The 24,459-nt window shown below is 42.8% G+C and carries 21 protein-coding genes; 5 read left to right on the top strand and 16 right to left on the bottom strand.

Annotation, left to right across the window (positions count from 1 at the left end; genetic code table 11):
• The first annotated feature begins 83 nt into the window (after positions 1-83).
• Complete coding sequence (locus tag H6G96_RS34920) at positions 84-2,954, top strand: AAA domain-containing protein (protein ID WP_190918314.1); 2,871 nt, start codon at positions 84-86, stop codon at positions 2,952-2,954.
• A 111-nt stretch (positions 2,955-3,065) separates the two neighbouring features.
• Here H6G96_RS34920 and H6G96_RS34915 read toward each other — a convergent pair whose 3' ends face one another.
• The 3 genes from H6G96_RS34915 to H6G96_RS34905 are packed head-to-tail and all read right to left on the bottom strand — an operon-like array spanning position 3,066 to position 8,641.
• Positions 3,066-3,770, bottom strand: coding sequence for a DUF2272 domain-containing protein (locus H6G96_RS34915; RefSeq protein ID WP_190918312.1), 705 nt, complete (start codon positions 3,768-3,770; stop codon positions 3,066-3,068).
• Positions 3,771-3,785: 15 nt separating this feature from the next.
• Entirely contained in the window at positions 3,786-7,268 is a 3,483-nt protein-coding gene (locus tag H6G96_RS34910; RefSeq protein ID WP_190918310.1) for an AAA-like domain-containing protein, read from the bottom strand.
• A 23-nt stretch (positions 7,269-7,291) separates the two neighbouring features.
• A complete protein-coding gene (locus H6G96_RS34905; protein WP_190918308.1) occupies positions 7,292-8,641 on the bottom strand; it encodes an AAA-like domain-containing protein in 1,350 nt (449 codons plus the stop codon).
• 371 nt (positions 8,642-9,012) lie between these two features.
• Between H6G96_RS34905 and H6G96_RS34900 the strand changes: the two genes are divergently transcribed.
• Complete coding sequence (locus tag H6G96_RS34900) at positions 9,013-9,384, top strand: hypothetical protein (RefSeq protein ID WP_190918306.1); 372 nt, start codon at positions 9,013-9,015, stop codon at positions 9,382-9,384.
• A 390-nt stretch (positions 9,385-9,774) separates the two neighbouring features.
• Here the strand turns inward: H6G96_RS34900 and H6G96_RS34895 are convergent, their stop codons facing one another.
• From H6G96_RS34895 to H6G96_RS34835, 13 genes are all read right to left on the bottom strand, one after another.
• Positions 9,775-10,080 carry a hypothetical protein gene (locus tag H6G96_RS34895; protein ID WP_190918304.1) on the bottom strand — a complete coding sequence of 102 codons (306 nt, stop codon included), beginning with the start codon at positions 10,078-10,080 and terminating at the stop codon, positions 9,775-9,777.
• Between the two features lie 141 nt (positions 10,081-10,221).
• Positions 10,222-10,791: a site-specific integrase gene (locus H6G96_RS34890; protein WP_190918302.1), complete on the bottom strand. Its 570-nt coding sequence runs from the start codon at positions 10,789-10,791 to the stop codon at positions 10,222-10,224.
• Positions 10,792-11,192: 401 nt separating this feature from the next.
• Entirely contained in the window at positions 11,193-12,608 is a 1,416-nt protein-coding gene (locus H6G96_RS34885; RefSeq protein WP_190918300.1) for a cytochrome P450, read from the bottom strand.
• Positions 12,609-12,734: 126 nt separating this feature from the next.
• Positions 12,735-13,403, bottom strand: coding sequence for a response regulator transcription factor (locus tag H6G96_RS34880; RefSeq protein WP_190918291.1), 669 nt, complete (start codon positions 13,401-13,403; stop codon positions 12,735-12,737).
• Positions 13,404-13,627: 224 nt separating this feature from the next.
• Positions 13,628-15,427 carry an ATP-binding protein gene (locus tag H6G96_RS34875; protein WP_190918289.1) on the bottom strand — a complete coding sequence of 600 codons (1,800 nt, stop codon included), beginning with the start codon at positions 15,425-15,427 and terminating at the stop codon, positions 13,628-13,630.
• On the bottom strand, positions 15,424-15,972 hold the full coding sequence (locus H6G96_RS34870; RefSeq protein ID WP_190918287.1) for a hypothetical protein: 549 nt from the start codon (positions 15,970-15,972) through the stop codon (positions 15,424-15,426). Before H6G96_RS34870 ends, H6G96_RS34875 begins: the two co-directional genes overlap by 4 nt.
• A 21-nt stretch (positions 15,973-15,993) precedes the next feature.
• Complete coding sequence (locus tag H6G96_RS34865; RefSeq protein WP_190918285.1) at positions 15,994-16,710, bottom strand: hypothetical protein; 717 nt, start codon at positions 16,708-16,710, stop codon at positions 15,994-15,996.
• 11 nt (positions 16,711-16,721) lie between these two features.
• Positions 16,722-17,165, bottom strand: a complete 444-nt coding sequence (locus tag H6G96_RS34860; protein WP_190918283.1) for a hypothetical protein — start codon at positions 17,163-17,165, stop codon at positions 16,722-16,724.
• Positions 17,166-17,262: 97 nt separating this feature from the next.
• Positions 17,263-17,457, bottom strand: a complete 195-nt coding sequence (locus tag H6G96_RS34855) for a hypothetical protein (protein ID WP_190918281.1) — start codon at positions 17,455-17,457, stop codon at positions 17,263-17,265.
• Between the two features lie 8 nt (positions 17,458-17,465).
• Positions 17,466-17,702: a hypothetical protein gene (locus tag H6G96_RS34850; RefSeq protein ID WP_179076067.1), complete on the bottom strand. Its 237-nt coding sequence runs from the start codon at positions 17,700-17,702 to the stop codon at positions 17,466-17,468.
• Positions 17,699-17,923, bottom strand: coding sequence for a hypothetical protein (locus H6G96_RS34845; RefSeq protein ID WP_190918279.1), 225 nt, complete (start codon positions 17,921-17,923; stop codon positions 17,699-17,701). Before H6G96_RS34845 ends, H6G96_RS34850 begins: the two co-directional genes overlap by 4 nt.
• Positions 17,920-18,153: a hypothetical protein gene (locus H6G96_RS34840; RefSeq protein WP_069073853.1), complete on the bottom strand. Its 234-nt coding sequence runs from the start codon at positions 18,151-18,153 to the stop codon at positions 17,920-17,922. Before H6G96_RS34840 ends, H6G96_RS34845 begins: the two co-directional genes overlap by 4 nt.
• A 3-nt stretch (positions 18,154-18,156) precedes the next feature.
• On the bottom strand, positions 18,157-19,272 hold the full coding sequence (locus H6G96_RS34835; RefSeq protein ID WP_190918277.1) for a ParM/StbA family protein: 1,116 nt from the start codon (positions 19,270-19,272) through the stop codon (positions 18,157-18,159).
• Between the two features lie 221 nt (positions 19,273-19,493).
• Between H6G96_RS34835 and H6G96_RS34830 the strand changes: the two genes are divergently transcribed.
• The 3 genes from H6G96_RS34830 (at position 19,494) to H6G96_RS34820 (ending at position 24,433) form a co-directional block, all read left to right on the top strand.
• Positions 19,494-19,727, top strand: a complete 234-nt coding sequence (locus H6G96_RS34830) for a hypothetical protein (RefSeq protein WP_185585979.1) — start codon at positions 19,494-19,496, stop codon at positions 19,725-19,727.
• A gap of 145 nt (positions 19,728-19,872) precedes the next feature.
• Positions 19,873-20,598 carry a hypothetical protein gene (locus H6G96_RS34825; RefSeq protein ID WP_190918275.1) on the top strand — a complete coding sequence of 242 codons (726 nt, stop codon included), beginning with the start codon at positions 19,873-19,875 and terminating at the stop codon, positions 20,596-20,598.
• 259 nt (positions 20,599-20,857) lie between these two features.
• Positions 20,858-24,433: a PriCT-2 domain-containing protein gene (locus H6G96_RS34820; protein ID WP_190918273.1), complete on the top strand. Its 3,576-nt coding sequence runs from the start codon at positions 20,858-20,860 to the stop codon at positions 24,431-24,433.
• Positions 24,434-24,459: the final 26 nt, after the last annotated feature.

Below are 24,459 nucleotides of genomic sequence, written 5' to 3'. Positions count from 1 at the left end.
CATACCAAAACCAGGACGTAGAAAGCAAAAGGCTCAAATATTTTTTATACTTAGCTTGTGTTCCTTTTTAAGTTTAAGTCCCCATGCTAGAGTCAGAAAAACTTATCCAGATAGTACAAACCTGGCTAGGCTACATCAGGTTAGAAGAACTGACTCAAGCTGAGGTCGAGCGTTCTTCAGATATCTATTCAAAAGTAGTAGATAAGGGAGTGCAGCTTGTTGGCAACAAGCTACTGTTAGATAGCGAAGTATTTACGCAATTTCAGCAACAGCAACTTGCTGCCAAAAGAGGTAGCAAAAATGATGTTCAGATGGCTGTTGCTTTCCCACAAATCTATGTAATCCAAGGGAAGGGAAAAGAGCAAAAGCTGAAATACCTGCCTCTTTTCACAATTGATATTTCACCTATTTTTAAAGGTAATTACCGCAAAACTGGCTGGGACTTGACCGAATACGAGTTTCAGCCAGTGGTTGTTAATTTGATGCGGCTGTACGGACTAGAGGAGGAGCAAGCCGAATCACTGATTGTTGCGTCAGGAATTGGAAAATTTTTAGAAGATACATTTAAAGGAAGATTCCCAACACTTCGAGACTTTCTCGAACTGGTAGACTTACCCCAAGGAAACTACAAAACCTCTCGACAACCTTATTTGCTTCGCTGCGACTTTACACCCTATAACGCCCTCCTTAAGCTTGACTTGCAAGAAATATTCAAGGAGCTTCAACAACCGGACTCTAAGGCAGAATGGCTAACTGAAACTCACCCAGCCATGCAGTACATCTGTGGTCAGCCACAATTACCCAGAGATGAGGTGATATTCTGGGGGGCTTTCCCTGACCATGCGCCTGATGAATTTCAAGCGTCTGTCCTGAAACACGCCCAAGAGAACTTATTAACTGCTGTTTGTGGGCCACCCGGAACTGGAAAAACAGAGGTGTTTCTCCACCTCATAGCACAGCAAGTAGTGAATCGGGCGTTACGGCTTATTCGCGGTGAAGATGATGCAAATAATTTAATACTCTTTGTCGGCACTAATAACAGTACCATTAAAAAATTCCAACAACGACTGACAAAGAATTCTCCTGCTCAACAGTTTTATCTCCCCGGCGGCAACCAAACTATTATCCGTAAGGAAACTCTACCCAAACTACAATCAACTCAAGATTGGCTGCGTCAGACTGAATTTAATCAATCTGCTTGGGAGCAAGCCAAACTTGAATTGCTGCAAGCAGAAAGTGAAATTCAGCAACTCATAGAGCAAGACCGCTTGAATATTGCTCAAAAAGTCACTGATTTTGAACGGCGATCGCAACTGGATGTAGAAATTCAATCACTCAATAACGAGATTGCTGTTACTGATTCCGAGTTACAAGCCCTAACTGAACAGCTATCAAATTTGGCTCCTTACGAAAATTTTCCCCTTGATGCCTACCAGCAAATACGAGAAGAGTTATCCCAGGCAGAACGCGAACTGCCAAAAGAGTCTGACTCTATTACCAAACGCGCCTTGAACTGGCTTAATGCTACTACCGATCAGCGAATTTTTCGGCGGTTGGCTTTGCGGATCAACGCAGCTGTGTTAAACACCTTGGCGACAGGGCATCCTTTTCAGACCCCCCTTGACCACCCTAGTTTAACCGCAGCCCAGGCTTCTGTTAACCAAAAACTAGATTTCTCACAAAAATGGCAGAATCTTCACCAAAAAGTCACTGAAATTCAAACCCAGCTAGCAGCTTTAAATAAAGAACTAGAGTTAAAAAAAGCAGAACATCAACAAATTCAGAAACAAATCGATAGTTACCCGCAAGGGGATTTCTACAATCTTTTTTACCGTGACCACCACAAATTACAGGTAGAACTGTTTCAACGTGCCTGGGCGTTTCTATTGCAAGAAGTTCTCCGACGCAAGGAGAGCGTTATGAGGGCATTGTCAACTTATGGCAGCGTTTTGACGGGGGACGGAGGGGCATTGCTCAAACTGGAAAGTGATAGTGATGCTATCTACCGTGACTTGAGTTTGATTTTCCCAGTCATTAGCTCCAGCTTGCAATCAATACGTAATATGCTGCCAATTCTTCAGCCTAATAGCGTAAAGCTGGCACTGGTGGACGAAGCGGGGACAACTCTTGTACATCAATTATTTCCCTTGCTGGTGCGATCGCAACGGGCAGTAGTGGCTGGCGACCCGCAACAAATTGAGCCAATCGTAAACCTTTGCGACGATACCATTAAGCAATATCTGAAAACTGCCTTTCTGGATCGGGGCATGGGGAATGAAGACTATTATCGCTATGCCCCCACTGCTAAATACACAGCTACCGCTTATCATCGTGCTGCTGGCTCTAGTGGCGCAGAAGGCGACTTAGGCAATGGCATTATTCTCTCTAATCATTACCGTTGCACCCCACCCATTATTCAGTTTTGCAGCCCCAACTATCCTGGTGGTCTGCAAATCCTTTCAGATTATACCGAGGAAGCAACAGTTAAGCACCTGCTGGCTTACCATGTCGAGGGAAGCCACTTAAATCACACCAATCCCGAAGAAATCGATGCCGTAGAAACTGCGATCGCGTCCTTGCTGAAGCATGGCTATTCTATTGGCTCCTCTGACAACTCTAAGACAATTGGGGTGATGTCGCCGTTTTCGCAGCAAGCCAACGCGCTGAGGTATCGACTCTCTAACCGTTGGCGAAACTTTTCTTGGGATGATATTGGCACGGTTCACACCTTCCAGGGAGGAGAAAAAGCAGCTATCATCTTCTCTCCTTACCAGTGCCACCAAGAGCATAGTTTTTGGTTCCTCAACCGCAAACCCAATTTGCTGAATACAGCCGTTAGTAGGGCAAAGGAACTGTTTATTTTGGTGGGGAATCTCAGGGAACTAGAATTAGCAGGCGGTGAAACTAAGCGGTTAGTTGAACATATTCGGCGACATGGCGAAATTCGCAGTTGAGTGAGGCTTTAATAAACCCGCATCATCCGTGAATCATACGAATATTGTTTATTTTCCTTTATAGATAAAACTTAGATTGGAGATAGTCATTATTTTTATTTAATTGACGTATTAAAGCAGATTTTTAATTACAACAAACCAAGGTTGTGAGGTATCGATTAAATGTCCTTGTGAGTCAACCTTGAGAGTTTTTTTGTAAACAGACTCTTTTACATTTCCACCGATGACCTCAATCTCCTCTGGCGTTGTAGCGACAACAATATCACAATGAGAGCGATATTCCGAATCTCTTGTAGCATCGTATTCTACTTTGCCTCTATCTTCACCACTTGAAAAACAGACTAAATCCCCAACTTGAGGCGCAACTTCATTGAGTCTATAACCCTTAAATGCTCCATCAGGGTCATTATTTTCTCGCTTGCCGATGGCATCTTGGATATAGACAGAATGACGGGAATAATACTTAAACTTATCGCCTGCTCCCGCTTTTTTCATCACCCAAGATACAAAAGCTGCTGACCAACGATAATCGTCTCGACCATCTCTATCAGTCCGACCTACGCCTTCTCGCCAATAATCTCCGACCCTTTGCCAAAAGCCTTCTTCGTGTTCTTTCTTTTCACCCCGCTTAAAAAACTCCCATTCTTTCTCTGCAATTTCCTTCACTCTTTGTTTGAAGCTTGTTATTTCAGTTGGCTGATCTATTAGCTCCACAGGAGGTGTTTCGGGTCCTTGTTTACAGTATCCAGGCGGATCTATCCATTCGCCACCGCTTTTTTCACACTCTTTTCTTCTATTTTTCGAGTTGGTGTTCATATCCTAAATTTTTTCTTAGTTACAAAGACTGCGATCGCTTGCTTCTACGTACTGATTGTTTTTTAAGTAATTTTTTAACCATTGGCATGATACCACTTTTAGTTGAGACAGATTATCATCTAATAACTTCTTAATAGTTACGGTAGAATCTTTATTACAAATAGCAATTGTCTTCCCATCGAGGCTGAAACTAGCACTTATAACCCCTCTTGAATGGCCATCAAAAGTTTGGAGGAGTTGACCATCTGTACTCCAGAGTTTAACGGTATTGTCAAAACTGGCGGTAACAATACTTTTACCATCAGGACTAAAACTTACACTAAAAACTTCTTGTATATGACCTTTGAAAGTGTGGAGGAGTTGACCATCTGTAGTCCAAAGTTTGGCTGTACCGTCTCTACTAGCAGTAGCAAATGTCTTTCCATCAGGACTGAAGCTGACGCTATATATAGAAAAGAAATGACTTTTGAAAGTGCGGAGGAGTTGATTATCTGTAGTCCAAAGTTTGGCAGTACCGTCAGCACTAGCAGTGATAATTGTTTTATTGTTTGGGCTAAAGCTCACATCCCAAACTTCATCAATGTGTCCTTTTAAGATTAGAAAATTTTTGCTCTTTAAGTTCCAAACTTTTACAGTATTGTTTTTATTAGCGATGGCAATTATACTACCATCAAAACTCAAATCTACACTATTGACTCCATTCTTGTCTCCTGAGAGAGTTTGAAGTAACTGACCTTCAAAATTCCAAAGTTTGACAGTACCATCCCAACTAGCAGTAGCAATTGTCTTGCCATCACGACTAAACCTTACTTTATAAACACGATCCTTATGCCCTTCTAGAGTATGTAGTAACTTACCGTTTATACTCCAAAGTTTGGCTGTACCGTCTCTACTAGCAGTAGCAATCATATTTCCATTGGGACTAAAATTTGCATGAAACACCCAACCTTTATGTCCTTTTAGAAAGGTGAATCTGTCGATATCTGTACTCCAGAGTTTAGCAGTACCGTCAGCACTAGCAGTAGCAATTGTCTTACCATCAGGACTGAAACTTACATCGTGTACAGCTAAAGAATGACCATTGAAAGTTTGAAGCAATTGACCGTCTGTAGTCCAAAGTTTAGCAGTACCGTCAGCACTAGCAGTAGCAATTGTCTTGCCATCAGGGCTAAAATTTACGTTCCAGATCAAATCATTATGTCCACTGAAAGTTTCGAGTAGCTGACCGTCTGTAGTCCAAAGTTTAACAGTTCCATTTATACCAGCAGTAGCAATCATTTCGCTATTAGGGCTAAAACTTATGCTCAACACCTTTTTTTTATCACCCTTGAAAGTTTGAAGTAATTGACCGTTTGTAGTCCAGAGTTTAGCTGTACCGTCTCTACTAGCAGTAGCAATTGTCTTGCCATTAGGACTGAAGCTTACACCGTACACCCAATTTTTATGGCCGATGAAGGTTTTGAGTAACTGACCATCTGTAGTCCAAAGTTTAGCAGTACCGTCTCTACTAGCAGTGGCAATTGTCTTACCATCAGGGCTGAAGCTTACACCGTGTACAGCTAAAGAATGACCGATGAAAGTTTTCAGTAGCTGACCGTCTGTAGTCCAAAGTTTAGCAGTACCGTCTCTACTAGCAGTAGCAATTGTCTTGCCATTAGGACTGAAGCTTACACCGTACACCCAATTTTTATGGCCGCTGAAAGTTTTAAGTAGCTGACCGTCTGTAGTCCAAAGTTTAGCAGTACCGTCTCTACTAGCAGTGGCAATTTTCTTTCCATCATGGCTGAAACTGATATTTAAAACATCACCCGTATGTCCTTCTAATCGATTGCGCTCTTGTACTTCGTAGAGTATCTGCTTTAGCTGTTCTACAGTCTGATTTTTGATCTCAGGTGGTACTTCAATTTCGAGTAATTGACTTGCCTTTAAACTTGCCGTCAATGCTTCAAGCTGATTATTTGAACGCCAAAATAATTTAGATGCTGCATTTAGCGCACCTATTTCTGCTGATTTTCTTTGCTCCTCAGCTTTCTTGACGCTGTTGTCTGCCAATCTCACTACTGTTGCTGTCACAAGCAAAATAATAACCAGTACAGCAATTGCAGACTGAATTATTCGCTTTGCTTTACGTTGCGCTCCAATCAATTTCTGATTAGCTTCATGTTGCGCTTCAATCAATTTCTGATTAGCTTCACTTAATATCCAACTCGCCTCTTTCTCTGCCTTTAAGGCAGTTTGAGCTTCTCGCTTTTCTAACTCAAGACTTGCTGTTAAGAATTGATAATCTAAATTGCTCAAGCTTTTATCCGCAGCCCACGCCTGTGCTTCCCGTAACGCCTGACCCCTCAACAGCCGTGATTCATCCTGGCAATGAGAAGCTAACCATGCCGTAAACATCTCGGAATAAGGCCGCAAATCTGCTAATGCCTTATGCACCCACTTTTGGTCAAATACATCTGCGTAAATGCGATTATAAATTTTCAAAGAGCTTTGCTGCTTGACAACTAACCCTGATAGCCGTAACTCCATTTGCTGAGAACTTCCATCAGCTAGAACTTCACTCTTTTGTAAGATTTGCTGGTAAAGACCTAACAACCGGGCAGCACGCTGTTCATTGTTTAAGAGTCGGTCTCGAATTGTCCTTAAATGCTCTGGCTCATCCTGAGTTTCCCAGTTACTGATAATGTACTTTTGAACCAATTGTTGAATATTAGGGACTTTACTATCTGCCTTTTTTGCAATCAGTTGGCATAACTTTTGAGTGAGAAAAGGTTGTCCGCCTGTCCACTTCAAAACCTCTTCTAACACACCTTCAGGGTTTTCTACTGTCTCTTCTAAACCCTTAATTAGAGATAATTTAGCTTCACTTAATGTAAATCCAGTAAGTTCAATAGCCCGACCGACATTAAATGGAGTACGTGTTTTCTCCTGAATTAAGCTAGATGGGGTAGCTACTCCTAATAAACAAAAAGTAAGTCGCTCATATTCTGGTCTATCAACTCGCTGATTGTAACAAGTACGAATAAAGGCAAAAAAGTCATCTTTGAAGCTAACTTTGAGAATACTATCAATTTCATCAATAAAAATTACAATATTTTCTGAAAATCTGATTAATAATATATCTTCGATAAAACGACTTATTCGCAATATAGGTGATAAATGTTCATGTCTGTGCCACCAGTCATACTCATTAACCTCCGTTAGAAGACCAAAACCTCTCCATAATTCAGATATAAATCCTCCATACCACTTCTCTGGAGTGGTAGAATTGCCAAGTTTTCCTATATCAACAGATGCACATTTTATTCCTTCTCTACTTAACGTTTTCATTGCTTGTACCCGCAAGCTAGATTTGCCCATTTGGCGTGAGTTCAGCACATAGCAAAACTCTCTATTTTTTAATCCCTCATAAATATCTTGATCTGCTTGCCGCTCCACATAAGTAGGATGCCCATACTTTAAACTACCGCCGACTTGATAATAGTTGTGTGCTGCCATTTTTTTAGCTTAATTACCTAAACTCAAGTTTCTAGCCGCTCTCGAAAATACAGTTTATATAACTCACACCTGGGAATTACTTGATTGTCCTGCCATTTAATCAATCCCATACTGTGCAGCTTGTACCCCTGGATTACACCTAACTGAACTGGTTCGTTCGTTGTAATTACCTGTTTAAATGCTGCTGCTAAGTCTGGCTGGTCTCTAAGAGTCACTAAGAGTGGACGCAGATGTCGTCCATATATTCCAGCATCTGTAGAAGCACTTTGTAAAAATTTCTCTACTGTTACCTCTGGGTGAGCAGCAAGATAAAATAGTGCCGACTGTACTAAACAAGGGTGTCCTCCAACCATTGCCATTAATTGCTGGGCTTGATTCCCATACCAATCTAATCGATGCTTCTGCACCAACTCTTCTACTTGTGCTTGAGTAAATTCCTCCAATTCCACTGGTAGCCCAACATTGAAGGGTGATTGATTAATGTCTAGTCGCCCATAGTCTTCGGTACAGTGAACTACCACTAATCTTAGTTGCTCCCAAATTTCAAGGTTATTGGCTTCTTCATGCCAACTTCGTAGTAAGTAAAAAAAGTCTTGAGTAACTTCAGGGTGCTGGAAAACACGGTCTATCCCATCTAACCCTAAAACTAAAGGATTGTCTTCTTGTCTCAGTAGCACTTCAAAATATCTAGTGCAACTGGTCATGCTGCCTCTATCTTCATTCCAGTAATCATTTAATTGGTGTGAGGACTGCAACTTATCACTGATGTAAGTACAGAACCAGCGTAAAAACTTGTCCAAATCACTAAACTTTGCCTCTTCTACTTGCAGCAAGTTTAATCGAACTCGGCGATAGCCTTGCTTACCTGCATAGGCAAGAATCCTATCCAGTAGTGAAGTTTTACCCATTTGTCTGGCGGCTTTTATACGGATTAATGCTCCTGGTTGCCTAATTGCTTGGTAACAGTCCGATTCAACTGGTGGACGCTCAACATAAAAACAAGAGTTTAAAGGGACTGGAGCTTCATAGTTAAATGGGTTAGTATCAGTGGTGACTGTAGCTCGTGAGTTGATAAGCCATTCAGGATGTTTGGTATGGCGCAGCCACTCTAGCAGTTTTCCAAACTTGCCTGGCCCTTGGTTACGAGGATCAAGTTCAGGACAACCGCTAATTCCACCAAGCTTCTCATAAACCTTGGTCATGTGCTTTTTGTAAACTTCAAGGCTTGTCTCTATAAGCTCACATATTTCTTTATCATTCTTACGCCAATTTTCAGAAGAAAATCGAGTCAAGAAAACCTCTCTCGGCTTTCCATCAAGTTCGTAACTATCTGCAATATATTCTAAAAAAGTTTGCCAATTTTTTAGTTTCATAGATGCCATTTATTATACGTAAATTAATCTTTTTATAGAAATTATATTTTATATTTGAGCAAAATTTTTTATAAAAACTCATTTTCCATATCTATATTTTGAATAGATATGGAAAATGAGTTTAATCCTTAAATAACTTACTACAGAATTAAAATATTTTAAATAGTTATATTTATTTCCACTTATATCCATATAGTAGAAGCCTGATGAACTTAAATTTCTATAATCAATTCTACTTTATATGGGACTGACATGACTAATCAATACTATTAGGATAAAAAACATAGCAATCAATGCTATAGACTCCTAAATCTATAAATTTAGGCTGTCGATAAATAAAGAGCAATTACTCTTATTTTAAGGAGTTGTCTATGTTCATAAAAATGATTTCTGTATTCAGCGTGGTGACAATTGGTATTTTATCCACACAGTTCCCATCTCATGCTGAAGTGCAAACATCAATAGGTAGAGCGAGAAGTAACTGTCCAGCTATTTCACACGATAAAAGTCAAAAAACTGTAGATAGCATAATCAACAGTTCATTTGCTAAAAAACTTCAGAGTAATGTTAATAAACCTGGAGATAACACACAAGAAATACGTTTTCCCATTAAAAAAATTTGGTGGTGTGTTCAATGCGGATCTGGTGTTAGGGAAAGTGTGAAAGCATATACAGAAGTAGATGCAGGATTCAAAGTGTGTGGTGTTCAAAACTTTACTGTGAGTAGAGGTAAATGTCCATAAGACTAATTTAGTTTAGTGTGTAGGTTGGACTAATACTCTTGTTACCCGAAATTAAGTTTTTGCTTCAGCCTACTTATTGTCTCTATTGTTTCTTAACCTAGCAAATTTTGATTTTGTTAGGTTAAGAAAATCTCCAACTGCCAACAAATCAATCAAAATTTAAAATGGCTCAGACCATCGCTTAACTAAAACCTCCCCAGAACTCCTATCAGGGCTAACGTGCAGATATTTACTCGTGGTATCCAAACTTGTATGCCCCAAAGTGGGGTTCAGCCGGGATATCTGCAAGTGCGATTCGTTGTAAATTTTTGTAAACTTAAGAAAGCAAAACCTCAGTTAAATCAACCACAGTCAAGAATTAATGGTTGCTAAAAGTTCTTCTTTTCTTTTTTATAATTCCGAGATTTTTCGGTTCAAACTTCGGATTTCTGTATTGATTTTTGATAATTCAGCTTTGCACTTTTGAGTTTTTAGATAATCCAACCCATATTTTTCAATGACAAAATCTTCTACCTCATTCCTTAAGAGTTTGAAGCAGGGATTTCCATATAAAGTATTGTGCCGATATTGCAATTTTCCTGATTTGATAGCCTCAAGAATTTCTGCTAGCTCAAGGTTAAATTCTTTTTGGGCTGTTTTATCGCTCAGAGTAGCTCCCTTTTGCCCCCAAGGGGAATTGTCTTCTTCATGATTCATATAGGACTTAGTTTAAAGAACATTGAACGAGATGCTCCCATGACAACAGGTACTAAGTGTATTAAAACATCTCGAACTTACAAAGTAGGGATATACATGGTGCTGCTTACCCTCGGTCGAAACTCTTTTTCCCTACATAGTTCAAAAATCCAAAGCAGAGATAGCGTTTTGCTTCTGCTTCTCAGTTACCCCCAAATAACGCTCCAAAGCCGCCAGAGTCCGATGCCCCGATATCTCCTGTATGTGGCGCAACGGTATCCCGGCATCGCTCATCCTGGTTAACGCAGTCCTCCTGAAACTGTGAGTACTAACGCCCTCAATACCCAGACGCACACAGGTATCTCTAAGGATTTTGTCAGCACTGACCTTGTGGATGTGTAAGAGTCCATGCCTGCCGGGAAACAAGAACTCCTTGCGGCGGTTGGGATTGTACTCTTCTAAATATTCCTTGAGCTTAGGATGCACTTGAATTTCCCTGGTATCCCGCTTGCCTTTGGTGTTGACACTACGCAGCACTAACACGCCTCTGACACCGTTGCTGCCAAACACATCTTTTACTGCCAAAGTGCAGGCTTCATTGATCCGGCAGGCTGCATAAAGGCACACGCCAAATAGAGCGCGATCGCGCGGGTTGACAAACCCCTCAGTAAATAGGACATTAATTTGATCGGGTGTGAGAATTTCTGCCCTGCCGAATCGGTTTATTTTCATAGGTTCTAGCCTACATGGTCTTTCGGCAATAACACAATGTAAGCGACCGAAAAGCCTATGATCTCGTCAGCGATGACACCCGATTAACACAGACTTATCAATCAGCCCTCAAGCACGACCGCTACAACCCGCATTCTCACGTTGGCTGATAAAATTAGCTTATGTTTGCAACGCGATTACCACTTGCAGGTATGATCCGCACCAGTATGTTTTGCTCATGTTGCGGCTGTCTCAACTGTCTATACTCGCTTCTATACTCCGGGTTGATCAATCGTTGCAAGAGAGTGATATCAACCTGTTAGTGGCGATCTGGTAGGGGGTTGCACAAGTAAGTGTCAATAAAAAAACCCCCAAGATGACCGTCGGGGGCTTTTATGTACGCTATCAGCCAAAAGAGAAAGTCAAACTCGGCGTGTAAACTTCATTTGGTAATCATCCCTGAGCTTTTTCAGAGGAAACTGGACAAACTTCGCCTCGCCTGTTGCTTCCCAGTTAAACATTTGTAGCAAATGAGAGGCGAACACTTTTGTAATTGCGATCGCCATCTGCGCTCCCAGGCAAGCATGGACACCGCCACCAAAGGGAATAAATTGATACATCTTGTCTTCGCTACGTGACGGCAGAAAACGCTCTGGTGCAAATACTTCTGGTTCGGGAAAGTACTCTGGTGTAATGTGTGCGATTCGTGGTTCTGCAATAATTACACAGCCTTTATTATAGAGTACGCCATCAAGTACCACAGACTTGGTGAGCAGACGACTGGCTGTAGAACTGGGTGGTAGAGTACGTAGTGTCTCCTTAATTGTTGCCTCTAAATATACCATTTGCTTTAACTGTTCGGGTGAGAACATAGTGACTTGACTGTTTCCACCTGTAAGAGTGGCTTGCTCAAGTCGCAGTCGTGAAATAACTTGCGGATGGCGGGCAATTTGGTACATGAGCGAAGATATCAGCCCGGATACCTCATAATCCGATGCCCATAATTGCAGTAGACACTGATTCTCTATTAACTGATCACTAAATACTCCATCGGGATGTTCTTGTTGGCTGTCTAGCATCATTGAGAGGAAATCAGCCGTGGGCTTGATGACTTTACCCTCACCTCGCCGCTTTTGCACCACAGCACGCATAAATTCTAAGAGTTTGGTACGTGCCAGAAACCCACGCCCGTATTTTGTCAAGGGAGACTTCCATTGAGACAAACCATAAAAACCATCAAAGTATGTCTTGTACAAAGCTTTTAACTCGGCTTTGGACGTAATTGGTAGTCCCTTGAAAGTTTCAGGAGCAGAGTCATCTAAACTGATTCCCAACAGCACAGGGGTAAGTACATCAAAGCAAATCTTCTCCACCGCCGGGGATACGGCTATGGTACTGGGAGTAGTCCAGCTATTAATCCCACGCACAATCACGTCATTGATTAGCGGTGTATAGCCATCAAGTACACGGCCAGTCAGTCCGGGGGCGAGTGCATTTTTACGCTGACGATGCAAATCGGGTCTTTGAAACAGACTGTACTCACCGAACATATCCATTGTGGTTGCTGGCAGTGCAATCTCTGTATATTTCAAATCTCCATTAAATGCCATTTGAATAGCTTTAGCAGAGCCTACAAAGATGGTAGTGCGACCAAAGACTCCTGTGTTAAAAATAGGGCCGTACTTTTGCAAATTTTGGCGACAGAATCGATCCGGATTCGCAATGTAGCTAAATGTGTCATACCACTTTGGCTTTCTTGGTGGAGTGGTAGTGCCAGTAGGTGGCGCTTGTCCATCCTCAATTACTTTTACTTCTTCAGCATTGGCAATGTTGTGCATAACATCCTCGGTGGAATAAATTGAACTTTCCCTTCGATACCCCACGACTAATAGTGTTGGTATTGCTCCACACTTTCATCCCCAGTAATTGTAGCGGTTGATATGGCTCAAGCACTGTATAAGCGACTATGAGACAATCAAGTTATAGTCAATATAACCAAGCATCGCCCCTCTTTTGATAGCCTCATAACGGTTCTTGACGTGCCATTTACTGTACAAATCACTGGCATAATTTTTGACTGTACTAACAGAGAGAAACATTTCTCTGGCAATCTGTTCAAAAACTAAACCCTGAGCCAGTAAACGCAGGACTTGTATTTGTCGCTCAGTAGGTGGCTCAAACAAGTTTTTGTCAGCAAAGCTAGGGTCGATATATCTGTTTTGATAAAGGCTTTCTAATAATTTTTTAGCCAGCTTCGGGTCAAGTAGACATTCATTAAAGTAAGCTCTCTTGATGGCTAGTTCAATCAATTCTATATCAGCACTTTTGAGCATATAAGAATCAGCCCCATGACGAAAAGCCGAGTTAATAAAGTCTGAATGAGTCTGATTAGTAAAAATCACCACTTTACTATTAGTATTCCTTTTGATTGAGCGAGTCAGTTCTAAACCACTCATATCGGGCAATAGTAAATCAACTAACACAACATCAGGATTGACTTGTTCAATTAACTGAAACCCTAGCTTTCCACTGGTGGCATCACCTATAACTTCTATATCTGGGGATTGTGAAATAGCACCTTTGATGCCCAAGAGCGTGAATGTTTCTGGTTCAACAATTACTATTTTCAGCATAATGTTGATAATCCTCTAATAATAAATGGCTGTTTATTCGGTTATTTATTATTGGTGTCTAGCGGACACGTTGAAGACACTTAGTGTCTGGGCGGTGTCTGGGGTAGTGTCTGCTGGTGTCTATGCTACACAAGGGTTTTGAGTTTTGGTGTCTGTGGTGTCCGGTGTCCAGTGTCCGCGAAAAAAGCGGGTTTTTAGGGCGAGACACCAGACACCAATCGCAGTCAAATTTGATTAAGCTTGATAACACCCTCGCCTATCCAGTCCGCCAATCCTGCCCCCACAATTTCATACATCCAGCCCTTGATTTGCTCAACAGTAAATCTCTCACCGTTCACTTTAAAGTTACCTTTGAACTCTCTTACATCAGCTTCAATTCGTTCAGTTCTGGTAAGATATTCATATAGTTTTTGCGCCTGGGGTGATAGTTTATTAGGTTCAGATTGGGTGTCACCTGCTTTGTTACCAAGATTGAATTCCAGTTCATAAATGCGCTCTAAAGTGGCTTTATCGATAGGGGGATTGGGGTTAGATTCTGCTGAGAGAGCGTCGCTAAAGTCAGATATTTTCGCTGTCATTTTTGGCAGATTAACATCAAGCCATTCGTTAGAACTATCGAGTTTTACCTTTGCTTTACCCGTTGATGAAGGCTGTAGTGTAACTGAATCTACTTCAGCCAAACATTCAACTTGGAGCATCTTATAAACAAGATTATGTAATCCCTTAATGCCAAATAAACACGTCTGGGTGTTGTTGTGAGCTACGACAGTAATGGGCATCTCTTGTTTACGGCTTTTGGTTAGTGCCAGCTTGCCGAATTTGTCTAACAGTTCAGCATCCTTGATGAAGTCGCCGTATGTGGTTGCCTCCTCACAAATTAGAGATAAAGCTTTACCTTCTGCCCAAAGTTTTTGCCGCCATTGCGACTCACTCAATGATGAATTATTAAAGGTTTTTAACCGTGATTCCAGTTCCTTAACGTAATCGCGGATCTGCTGTTCAATATCATCCCAGGAGTGGTAACTTTCAACTCCTCGCCATTCACTACGGTTCGAGTCGGGGTCAAGGACAATCACACGGTAGCCGGCTTGTTTTTTGAGTTGGATTACATAACGGGCTAGCCAAGATTTACCACCGCCTTGGTTGCCCCAGATAAGAGCAGTTTGTTTGACTAAGTTTTGCACCCATGCCGTTTTATTGTCCTGTGGTGCAATTGCCCCTGACTCAGAACCAGTTACCTTATCGTTGGGGTCAATCGTCCCTTGCAATGTCTGACTACCTTGCAAATAGGGCGTTTTCATAAGGCGCAACTGCTTAATGTAATCTGCTTTCTGTTGCTCGGTCATCCCAGCCGTTTGCGCCTCAAAGATAGCCTCGGATGCCTCCATTTGGGTCACTTCAATTTCCGTGTGGGCGTAAATCTCGGCTTTTTGGATATCAACAGTGCGATCGTTGGCGACTAGATCCAGGTCAGCTTGCAGTTGAACTTCTGCGATCGCAACGTCTCGGTAACTCTCTAGTAGCTCGGAACGTGCAGCCATCTCAGCTTTTGCAGCATCCCGTTTTTGGGCGATGTCTTCAAAAACTGCTCTCTGCTTCTCTTCATCTTGGCAATGGCGAAGCATCCACCCCGCAAGCGCAAACCCCAGGAATCCGCCAAACGCCCAAAACGGCTTACATGGGTTGGTAGCTTTGACTAAGCCATTAACCCCCATAGCTGGGTCACGCACAATCTGAGTGGGCATCCCTTCTAGCTTCCATTGCTCCCAGTAATAGGGGGTCATGCGAAATGGTCTGTTATTCTGATCCTGACATACCAATTTTTTCTGGGGAGTCCGAACGCAGAAATAAATGCGGTCGCTTGACTCCCCTTTCCACGCCATCGCAGCCGAACTAATTCCCACAGTCAAACTAAGCCCAATTGCAACAGCTTTTTTATCCATCGGCAATTGACCAAACCACAACATTAAACCCGATTGTTGTGACTCTGATAAAGTTTTATGTTTCTCAGATAGATAGTTCATTTACCTCTTTTACCACCAAATAGAAAAAACATTAATATCGCTAGAAATATGCCCACTCCTGCACCATCCATCCAACTTGAAGATTCAGCAGTTTTTGGCTGATACACCTTTTCAATTGAAGTATTAGCTGTTTGTGTAGAAGTTCTCGCTTCATTCCATTCACTAATCGGGTCAGAAAGCGCACATAACAAAGCTAACGATGCACTGCAACCAGTCATTAGATTAGTGACGAAACGATTATTCCCTTCACCTGTTGCAGTAGCAGTAAAGTATAAGTGTGCAGTACCCACAGCCAGGAACATTCCAACTGGGTGAACTTGCAGCAGATGAAAAGTAAAAATTACTGCACTGTTTAAGCAACTGCCAGCGACAATCTCACAAGCATTGCCAGCACGTCTAAATGTTCTACCTCTGTTGTTTTCTGGCAGTGGTGGTAACTGTTCGGGTTGTTGATGCTGCTTAGTTGATTGTGGTGTTTGTGCCAGCCCTTCATACAAAAAAGGACTGACGCTATGGGAATCTTCATTTCGTTTCCTTACTAGCATCAGCCTTACCTAATTAATTGATTATCTGTCGCCTAATTTCTGCCACAAGTTACCCAACATTGCACCCCAACCGCGAACTGTTCCTGTTGCAGAAACACTAGAAGATGGTGCATGATTTTGGGATTGAGTTGGTATTACTTCTGGGGGTGTTTGATTCGGTTCTAATGCCCTTGAGCCAAACCTCGCACGGGCTAAAAGTTGTTGTCGTTTCTCTCTCAATCCTGTTGTGATTGCTTGACGTTCAGCTTGTACAGTTTGCTTATTTTCTATGCTGCTGATTTTATTTTCGTGCCGCCACAACTCAGCTTGTAAATCATTGTGTAATTGGGCTGCAATTTCGGTTAAACCGTGCTTCCGTTTTTGGTCAATTCGCAGGAGGTCTGCTCTATCTTGGGCATCTATTTTACTCATCTCGCTGTCAAATTCAGCGTTAAGTTTACGGATTTTACCAATTGCACCCGCAACATGAGAGCCGTATTGTTTACGAAGTTCTGTCCAAGTTACCTGACCTTTTGTTAGTTTCTCCATCGCCTCAAAGACGACCTTGGCGTTGTCCAAGAATGGCTCTAATCGGTCAGATAATTCTTGGGCATTATTCGCATAATCAGCAAACTGTTCGAGCTTATTTATATCAGAGAGATAGCCCAGAATATCAGACTCAAACCCTCCCCAGGATTGCGCTTTTTCATCAATATGAGAACTATGACCAACTACCGGATTACGTATTGCAAAGTCCATTGCTAAAACTCCTAATAAGGTATTAAGTCGTAGTTGATATCTTCGTCAGATTCTGGTACTTCATCCCAGTAACCCATCTCTTCAAATCGGTTATAAATTCTCGTTGCTAATTGCCTCACGGGGTCGTCAACATCTTCGGAAATTAAATCAAATCGGTTAGAGCCAAATGCCAAAGTATTTGCAATATCAGGGTCAATCCCATTACCCAAGAATTGACCAAATGCAGCAGAGTATGGATGATCATTGATGCTTGAATGAGTTGCTAGAAATTCCGTCCCAGTGAAAGGTGGGTAATCTTCACTCTCGAATATTGGTGTGGAGAGTGCCTCAATATCAGCCTCAATCATTGCTGCCCATTGTTCAGGATTTTCCGCTTTGAATTGCTGCTTTCTTAGGGCGGAGTCAGTCAGAGGCGATTTGCCCCAATCGTTGGGATTTTTGTAGTCTAGTTTCATAGTGCTAAGATCCTTGTGTACTTTCGTTTCTGCGGCGAGAGATACATACGTTGTGGGGCGATTGCAATGATTGGTAGTCGGTGCAATCGCTTCATCATCAGTTCTCACAAAACTCATTTAATTCAAAAACCTCACGTTGTACTTGGTTTTGGTTTAATTCCTTGCGCCTACCTTTGGAGTCATTAAATATGAAAGGTGCATTGACTCGACAATTAGAACGATGGCTGTAGCGCAGTTGTTGACCACGGAATTGGTACAGGTGATTACGTTGCAAAGTTGTCGTTTCTAACATTTGCTTCCTCAAACTTGGGAGTAGAACTCGATATTTAGGATTGCTTCGTGAATCTCCATCAAAGCTTGAACAGCATCACCCATTTTTAGGTCGTTTGATGTACTGAACCGTTCGGACGCTTCGATTTGTTTGTAATTTGGGGATGCTTGCACAAACCTTAAAGTCTGTTCGCAACCCAGGATAATAGTCATTATTTCGGTTGTTGTTAGGCTTGGTTGTGTCTTTTGGGTGTCTTGGTCGCTCATGACTTTTTCCCTTTCCTTTGAGCTTTTATCGGTGCGGCTGGCGCTTCTGGCTGACTCGGTTTCTGAAGTACATAGCTGATGGCCCCAGCACCACCCACGGCGGCGGCGATAGTGAACATATTGTTTCTGCCAAGCTGCTGCACTCCGAAGTAGCCAAGGGCTAACGCTGCTGCTGTTGCACCAATGCCTAAAACCGTGTTTCTGAATGTGGTTCTGTTCATGCTGCCCCCTTAAAATTAGTGACCATTGCGCTAAGTGCCGATTTATTGGGCTGTGTAGATTGCGGTGTTTCAACTTTGGGTGATGGTTGTACATTGCCGTGTTGAAAAATCAGCTTCTCTACACCTGCTGAAAGTGCTTGTGTTGGCGCGTCTTGGGGTAAATCAAAAATCTTGCACAATTCAATTACTGCTAGGTAGGAGATGGTTATACGCCGAGATTCGTAATTCATTGATTAGGCTCCCCTCGATATTTGAGTTAATAGCTTCAATCCCAAGGCATTGATGAATTGGGGATTATTCAAGACCACAAAGCCTAAACCGGCTAAGTTCTGATCCACTACTGGCAAGGAAACACCCCCACCCCAGGCGACAAGGTATTTAGCACGGTCTAGATAATTACCAGCAGTCACAAAGTTGGCGAATTTCTCAATCCTGTTACTCCACCACTCATCTAGACATTGGCTGTACTCTGCCTCGAACTTCTTACCAGTCAGGTGGTTGCCGCCATAAGTAAAAGTGCCTTCTACAATCCCCTGGTTCACCAAACTGGGCGAGTGCTTCACATCCTTGGACAGCAGGCTTACTCGGTCGTTTCGCTTGTCGAGGGCTTCTGCAATCATCGAATGCAGTTCACCTGCTCCACCTTCAATCAGGTGACGGTCAATCACTGCACCGCTACCGTTGAACACGGTTACAAGCCAAGTAGATGAACCGATATCAAGAGCGATCGCTAATTCTGAGGGGTCTAGTACCAGGGATGCTTCACCGAATAAGCAGTGGGCAATGCTCCCAAAACCTTCGGGGTAAATGCCTGTGACTAAAATCTCAACTGTCTTGGTGACAATGGAACGAGTTACAGGGTGCAGATGCTCAAAGGTGTGAGTCCCTTCAACTCTGCGCTTAATCTCACTTGCCCAACGTTCTGGGTTGTGATTGCTCAAACTAATTGAAAGCTTGACTTCATCGGGAATATTCAAAACTGCTAAGTCTGCAAGGATGCTTTCTAATGCCAGTTCTGCTTTTTTGGCTTTGTCCTCGTGTAGCAAGGTGTGGTCACTTTGCGCTAGAGCCGCACTGCCCCAGAAGAATTGAACATCTTTTAAGTCAAGCCGCGTTCCTTCTACATATCGCAGCCATGCCCCATCTTTTGAGATGGTTTCGTGGTGCATGATGTTTCGGTTGCGAACAAGTGAGTATGCGGCTGGCATCATGATAGAAAAATCACCGATGATTGCTTTGCCATACCCTGCACCTGAATCTTTTCCGGCGATAAGGTCAGTTAGCCCTGATTTGGCTAACAAGTCTGCTTGGACGAGCCAATTTTTGGCATTGGAATATATAGCTGTCATGGTTCAGATGATTGGTAAATTCTTGATTTTCCTGGCTTTGCAGAATTTAGAGGCTAAATCGCTTTAAATCCACATATCCAGTTAAGGGCTTGCCATCACTTCGCTTTCCGGCTTCTGTCACCTATGTTATGCGTCGTTTTTTGGCTTGCTAGTGTTATGATAGCATTACTTCATGAAGTAATGAAGTAATGTTTTACTAATTTTCTTGAGGTAATGTCAAAATGTTTTCAGAACAAATAGAAAACAGTGATGTGGTAACAAGACGAGACGATCCAAATTTCACTCAAGTTAGCGGGTACATACCAAAGGAGAAAGCTTTAAACTTTAAAATTGCTTGCACTGCTTTGCAAATAACCCAAAGCGATGCACTAGATGAAGCAATTAGCCTTTGGCTAGCAAATCATGAGCAACCTTCCTCCACACCCAAGGGCAAAAAAGGTAAGGGTACAGCATGACCAAAGAAAGCCAATCAGAAAAAAACGCTCTAAGGGAAATTCTGGCCTATTTACAGAAAGTAGGGCTATTTGCTCAAAATCCAGTGTCAAACATTACTATCAGTAAAGTTCGTATAATTTCACATCATTAATTTTGTTGTCTCCAATGACTACAGTGAAAGACCCACCAACCGATTTTCAACTCCCGCCGCACAACGAACCGGCATTAGAGATGCTTAGGGAGGCGAAAGACTATGCGTCCACTCAAGCTCTAGCGGCTGGTGCTGCTGCGCTGGCTACAGGAGGCATAATTCATCCATTTGGATGGGTTCTTTTTGGATTGGCTTACAAGCCGTTGATACGAATTCAAAAACTTGCGCGGCTGGAAAAATTAACAGCCCTACTTTTGAATGAGTTTAAAAGCCAGGGTATACAAGTCTTTCCAGTGCTAAAGCCCGAAGACAAGAACCCCATCGACTTGTTTATTAGGTTTCCGAGAAAGACACATCTGTTTATCTCCATTCGTTCACGGGGAGATAGTCAGGTGGTCTACAACGAAAAAAGGGAAATTCTACAGGTGAAAAAGAAAGATAAAAATGGTTTAACCACCTGGAAACCCTGCCCATTAGTTGAGCTATCGGATTACGAGAGATGGCTGACTAAAAATAGAGATTTGTTTGGAATGTCCTCGAAAGAGGTAACAAAAACACCGACAGCAAAAGTTTTGGTCTTATGGAGTCCAACTCAGGCAGCATCTGACCACAACCCACATCTTTATTCTGAGATGGGCAGTATGAAAATTCTGGCTCTCAGGAGAAAAGGTACTACGTTTGTAATTCAAGAGGAGGAAGTAACCGAGTTCATCAAGGCTTGGTTAGCCAAGTACGAATAGGCTAAAAGCTGAAAACCCTAAGTCTCGATGAGACAAACGGGCTTTCAATTGGAATTGGGGTATAGGTTTCGCCGCCTAATTAATATCCCTAATAGTAATCTTATCAAACCTTTTTGAGTGTTAAGCAATTGTAACACTGGCTACACAAAAAACGGCAACTCAGGAATTTTATCAAATTCGATTTCTGAACGTTTGTATTAGAAGATTACTTTCGGGATAGCTCCAATTCCTCCAACACACTTCAGGAGGAATAGCTCTCATGTCACCATTACAACAATCTCATAACTCAGTATCGCCGCAATCAGCAGATGCTCAAGGGGCAAATTCTGCTGCTTTGACAAAACTTGAGTTGATTGAGAGTCGCATAATCAAGTTTGCGTTTAACGCTACTGGCACAAACAAAGACTGGGACTTTAAGAAGCTGGCCGGTAACTTCATTGATGTAGAAGGCACTCTAGCCGATGTCCAGCAACACATAAAAGCAGGTCACGCCATCTGTGCCGGACTGCTAGGGGGAAAATGGCGCAGTAAGGCCAATGTCATCGGTTCTCAGTGGCTACTACTCGACATTGATAATTCCGATGTCGCCCGTGATGCTTATGACAAGCCGATTAAAGACGAAAACGGGAATTACATCAAAGTTTACGATCACCAATTAACGATCTCAGAAGCCCTAGCCCATCCCTTCATTAAAAAACACTGTGCTTTAATTTACACAACTGCTAGTCATAAACCAGAATGGCATAAATTTCGGTTGGTTTTCCTTCTCCCCGAATATGTCCAAGGCGCTGACACTGTAGAAGCTTGTACACGCTTCCTGATGCAGCAGTTACCCCATGACCCAGCTTGTAAAGATGCAAGTCGTGTTTTCTACGGCAGCACAGAAGCAGAATTCCCGCTAGTCAACCCTGAAGCCACTTTACCAGCAGAATGGATAAGTGAAGCGATTGCGATCGCGCAAATTGAGCGTATTGAGTATCAACTAAGAATCCAAGAAATTGAGTCACGACGTAAAGAGTGGCGTGAGATTTCCCTCACTGAAGGCTGGGATATTGACCAGCTTATCCAAAACGCGCTTTCATTCATCCCACCACGTACCCCAGGAAGCGGTAACTACGACGAATGCCGTCAGGTGTTGATGGCGCTGGTTAACCATTATGGGGCAACAGATGCGGAAATTATAGCCGAACAGTGGTCGCCCAGTATCAAAGGTTCAACTTGGAACATCCACGCCAAGATTCGCAGTTTTCGGCGTGGGGGAATTACGATCGGAACACTGTTTCACATTGCCAAACAGTATGGCTTTCGCTTCCCGCAACGGCAATATGAACCATACCAGCCCAAAGGAGTAATTAGCCGTGAACAGTGGGAGCTTGGGCGAGTTAGAGAGGACTTGAGCAGCTTCCAAAATTTATTGAAGCAAGCGTTGTTTACCGCCGTAGGCATCGCTCCATTTTCTTCAATATTTAAAGGATTTAAAGCCCCACCACAACCATTGCCCTTACCCGAAATTGACACGCCTTCGCCCAATGTAATTATTTACAAGCCCGGCAATATCCCGTACATAACTGAAGTTACAGGCAATATCTCTATCTCCTGCCAACCAGAGGAACATATTGCTGCTTGGGTGGAAGCTATTTCTAAGGGCTGGACGCAAATTTTAGATAATTCTCACCCTGGACTGGGTAAGTCTTACAACGCTGGACAACTGACGGCGGGGCTATTCGGCGTTGATAAACTAATTTACCAGGATGCCAACCACAGAAACCCATCTACACTGCCCATTGAGACGAATTTTGTTGACTTACCAGTGCGTCACAACGGCTTTAAACTTGACCCCACCCGGAAAACTCCTCTAGGTGAGGACTTTAAACTGTGGACTAAAGCGGGTGAGACTGCCGACACTGACGGCAATTGTCACAGAACTTACTTATTTAACGCATTTCGTAACAAGAATTTTAGCAGCCTGGATTTTGAAGAGAGCGGTATTAGTCCCATCTGTGGCGGTTGTTCCCTTAAGAATCAGTGCCGTTTTGCTTACGGGGACGGTTTTGGCTTCCGCTTTCAAAAACGCAGTGCAATTCAAAATTATTCCGAACTCAGAGCGCACCCCGACTCTACACCAGTTACCTTAACTAACGCTGCTGAACAAACTTTCACTGTTGGGCGGTTATGGGAAGAAGCTGGCACACTTATCAAGCCCGTGCGCTCGGTTGATGTGAACCAAGGCGATTTTGAAACTACTGTCGGCAAGCTGCTACTGTTAGAACCAAATCTTCTGTCACAGCTGCAACCTGCCCTCTTAGTTTTACACCAACTGCTTACTCAGCAAATTAAACCCACTGACCGCTACGGCTTTGATGATGCCAGCATCCGTGCGCTGCTGCCGGCTTTCCCCACAGGCTTAGATATCGAAGCGATTGGTCAAGCCTCAGAACCTGATTTAACTTTCTTAGAAGACTTGGACTCAATTGATATTACCCAAGATAAACAACTCAAAAAAAGCTCTGCCGCTCGTTATGCTGCCAAAAAGGTAGTTAAAGACAGCGCACGAACGGCTGTCCGGGAGTTTCTTGACTTGCCTAATTACTGGTTGCCTGACTTTCTGGAAGCTTGGAAGGGTGACGGTAGTTTTCAGTCTCAATGGGGTGTACTCAGCATTTACCGCCGAAACCCCAAGCATACTGAATTGGCCCACTCTGCCAAATTTAATATTTACCTTGATGCCACTTTCAAATCCCAGCAATTGAAATTGAAACTGGGCATCGATGAGCCTGTGTTAGTCATTGAGCAACAACGCCCTGACTACGGTAATTTAAAAGTGGTCAACGTCACGGGGCTGGGTAAACTGCCCAAAAATCGCTCTCTTCCACTTAGCGCTCGTGTTAATGCCCTTAAAGAAACCTTGAAAAAACTCTGCCCCAAACTTGGGATTATCGATTGGAAACAGATTGCAACCCAAGCTGAGGGCCGCACAGAATACGGTCACTTTGTCGATGGGCGTGGTGTTAATCGCTTTAGTGAGTGTGATGCGATCGCTTCTTTTGGCATTCCCTACCAAAACATCGGTGTTTTAGCAGCACAATATCAGGTGATGACTGGTGAACCAGTCAACCTGGAAGATAAAAACAGCGCTTTCCAAAAGTATCTCACAGACCTGATCCGTGCAGAAATCATCCAAGAGATTGGGCGATTACGCGCTCATCGTCGCCCCAATGTGGAGCTAACATTCTACTTCTGCGCTGACTATGACCTTAGTTTCCTTTTAGATGAACTGCCCGGAATCAAGTTAGAGGTTGTCGATGCCTGCTCTCTATGCACCGAAGCGGGTAGCCGAGATCAGCAGACGGGACACGCCATCGTCAAAGCGTTTACCCAGCTTTGGCAGTCACACCAGAAAATTACTCAACCCGCGATCGCCAAAATCATAGACACTACCCAAGGATGGGTGAGCCGATTTACCCAGAGATGGGGGGGCTGGCAGCACTTTAAAAAATTATTACTCCTGCTATTAGATAGTCTTAATAGCGGTAGTAATAAAAATTTGGCTGACTTAGACGAGGATGAAAAGTGGTTAGCGCGTACATACTTCCCGATGTTGATTGCTGAATCGGAGTCATCACCAGAAGATGCCTTAGAACACGTCGCTGAAGTTGCCACAATCTTTACTAATACTGCACTGCGGCGGGTTTTTAACTTCTGCACGCCGATAGTTTTGGCTGACTTGCTGATGATTATCTTGCGTTGTTTACCCACTGAAGTGTACTCAGACCAATCTATTCTAAGTGCCTTTGGCTTGTCGCAAGTGACCTGTAACTCGACAGTGACGCTCTAAAATTTATCGATTTTTAATTTCTACTG

This window comes from Nostoc sp. FACHB-892, assembly GCF_014698795.1.
GTDB lineage: Bacteria > Cyanobacteriota > Cyanobacteriia > Cyanobacteriales > Nostocaceae > Nostoc.
Note: the sequence above shows the minus strand (reverse complement) of the source record. Positions and strands in the feature narration are given on the sequence as shown.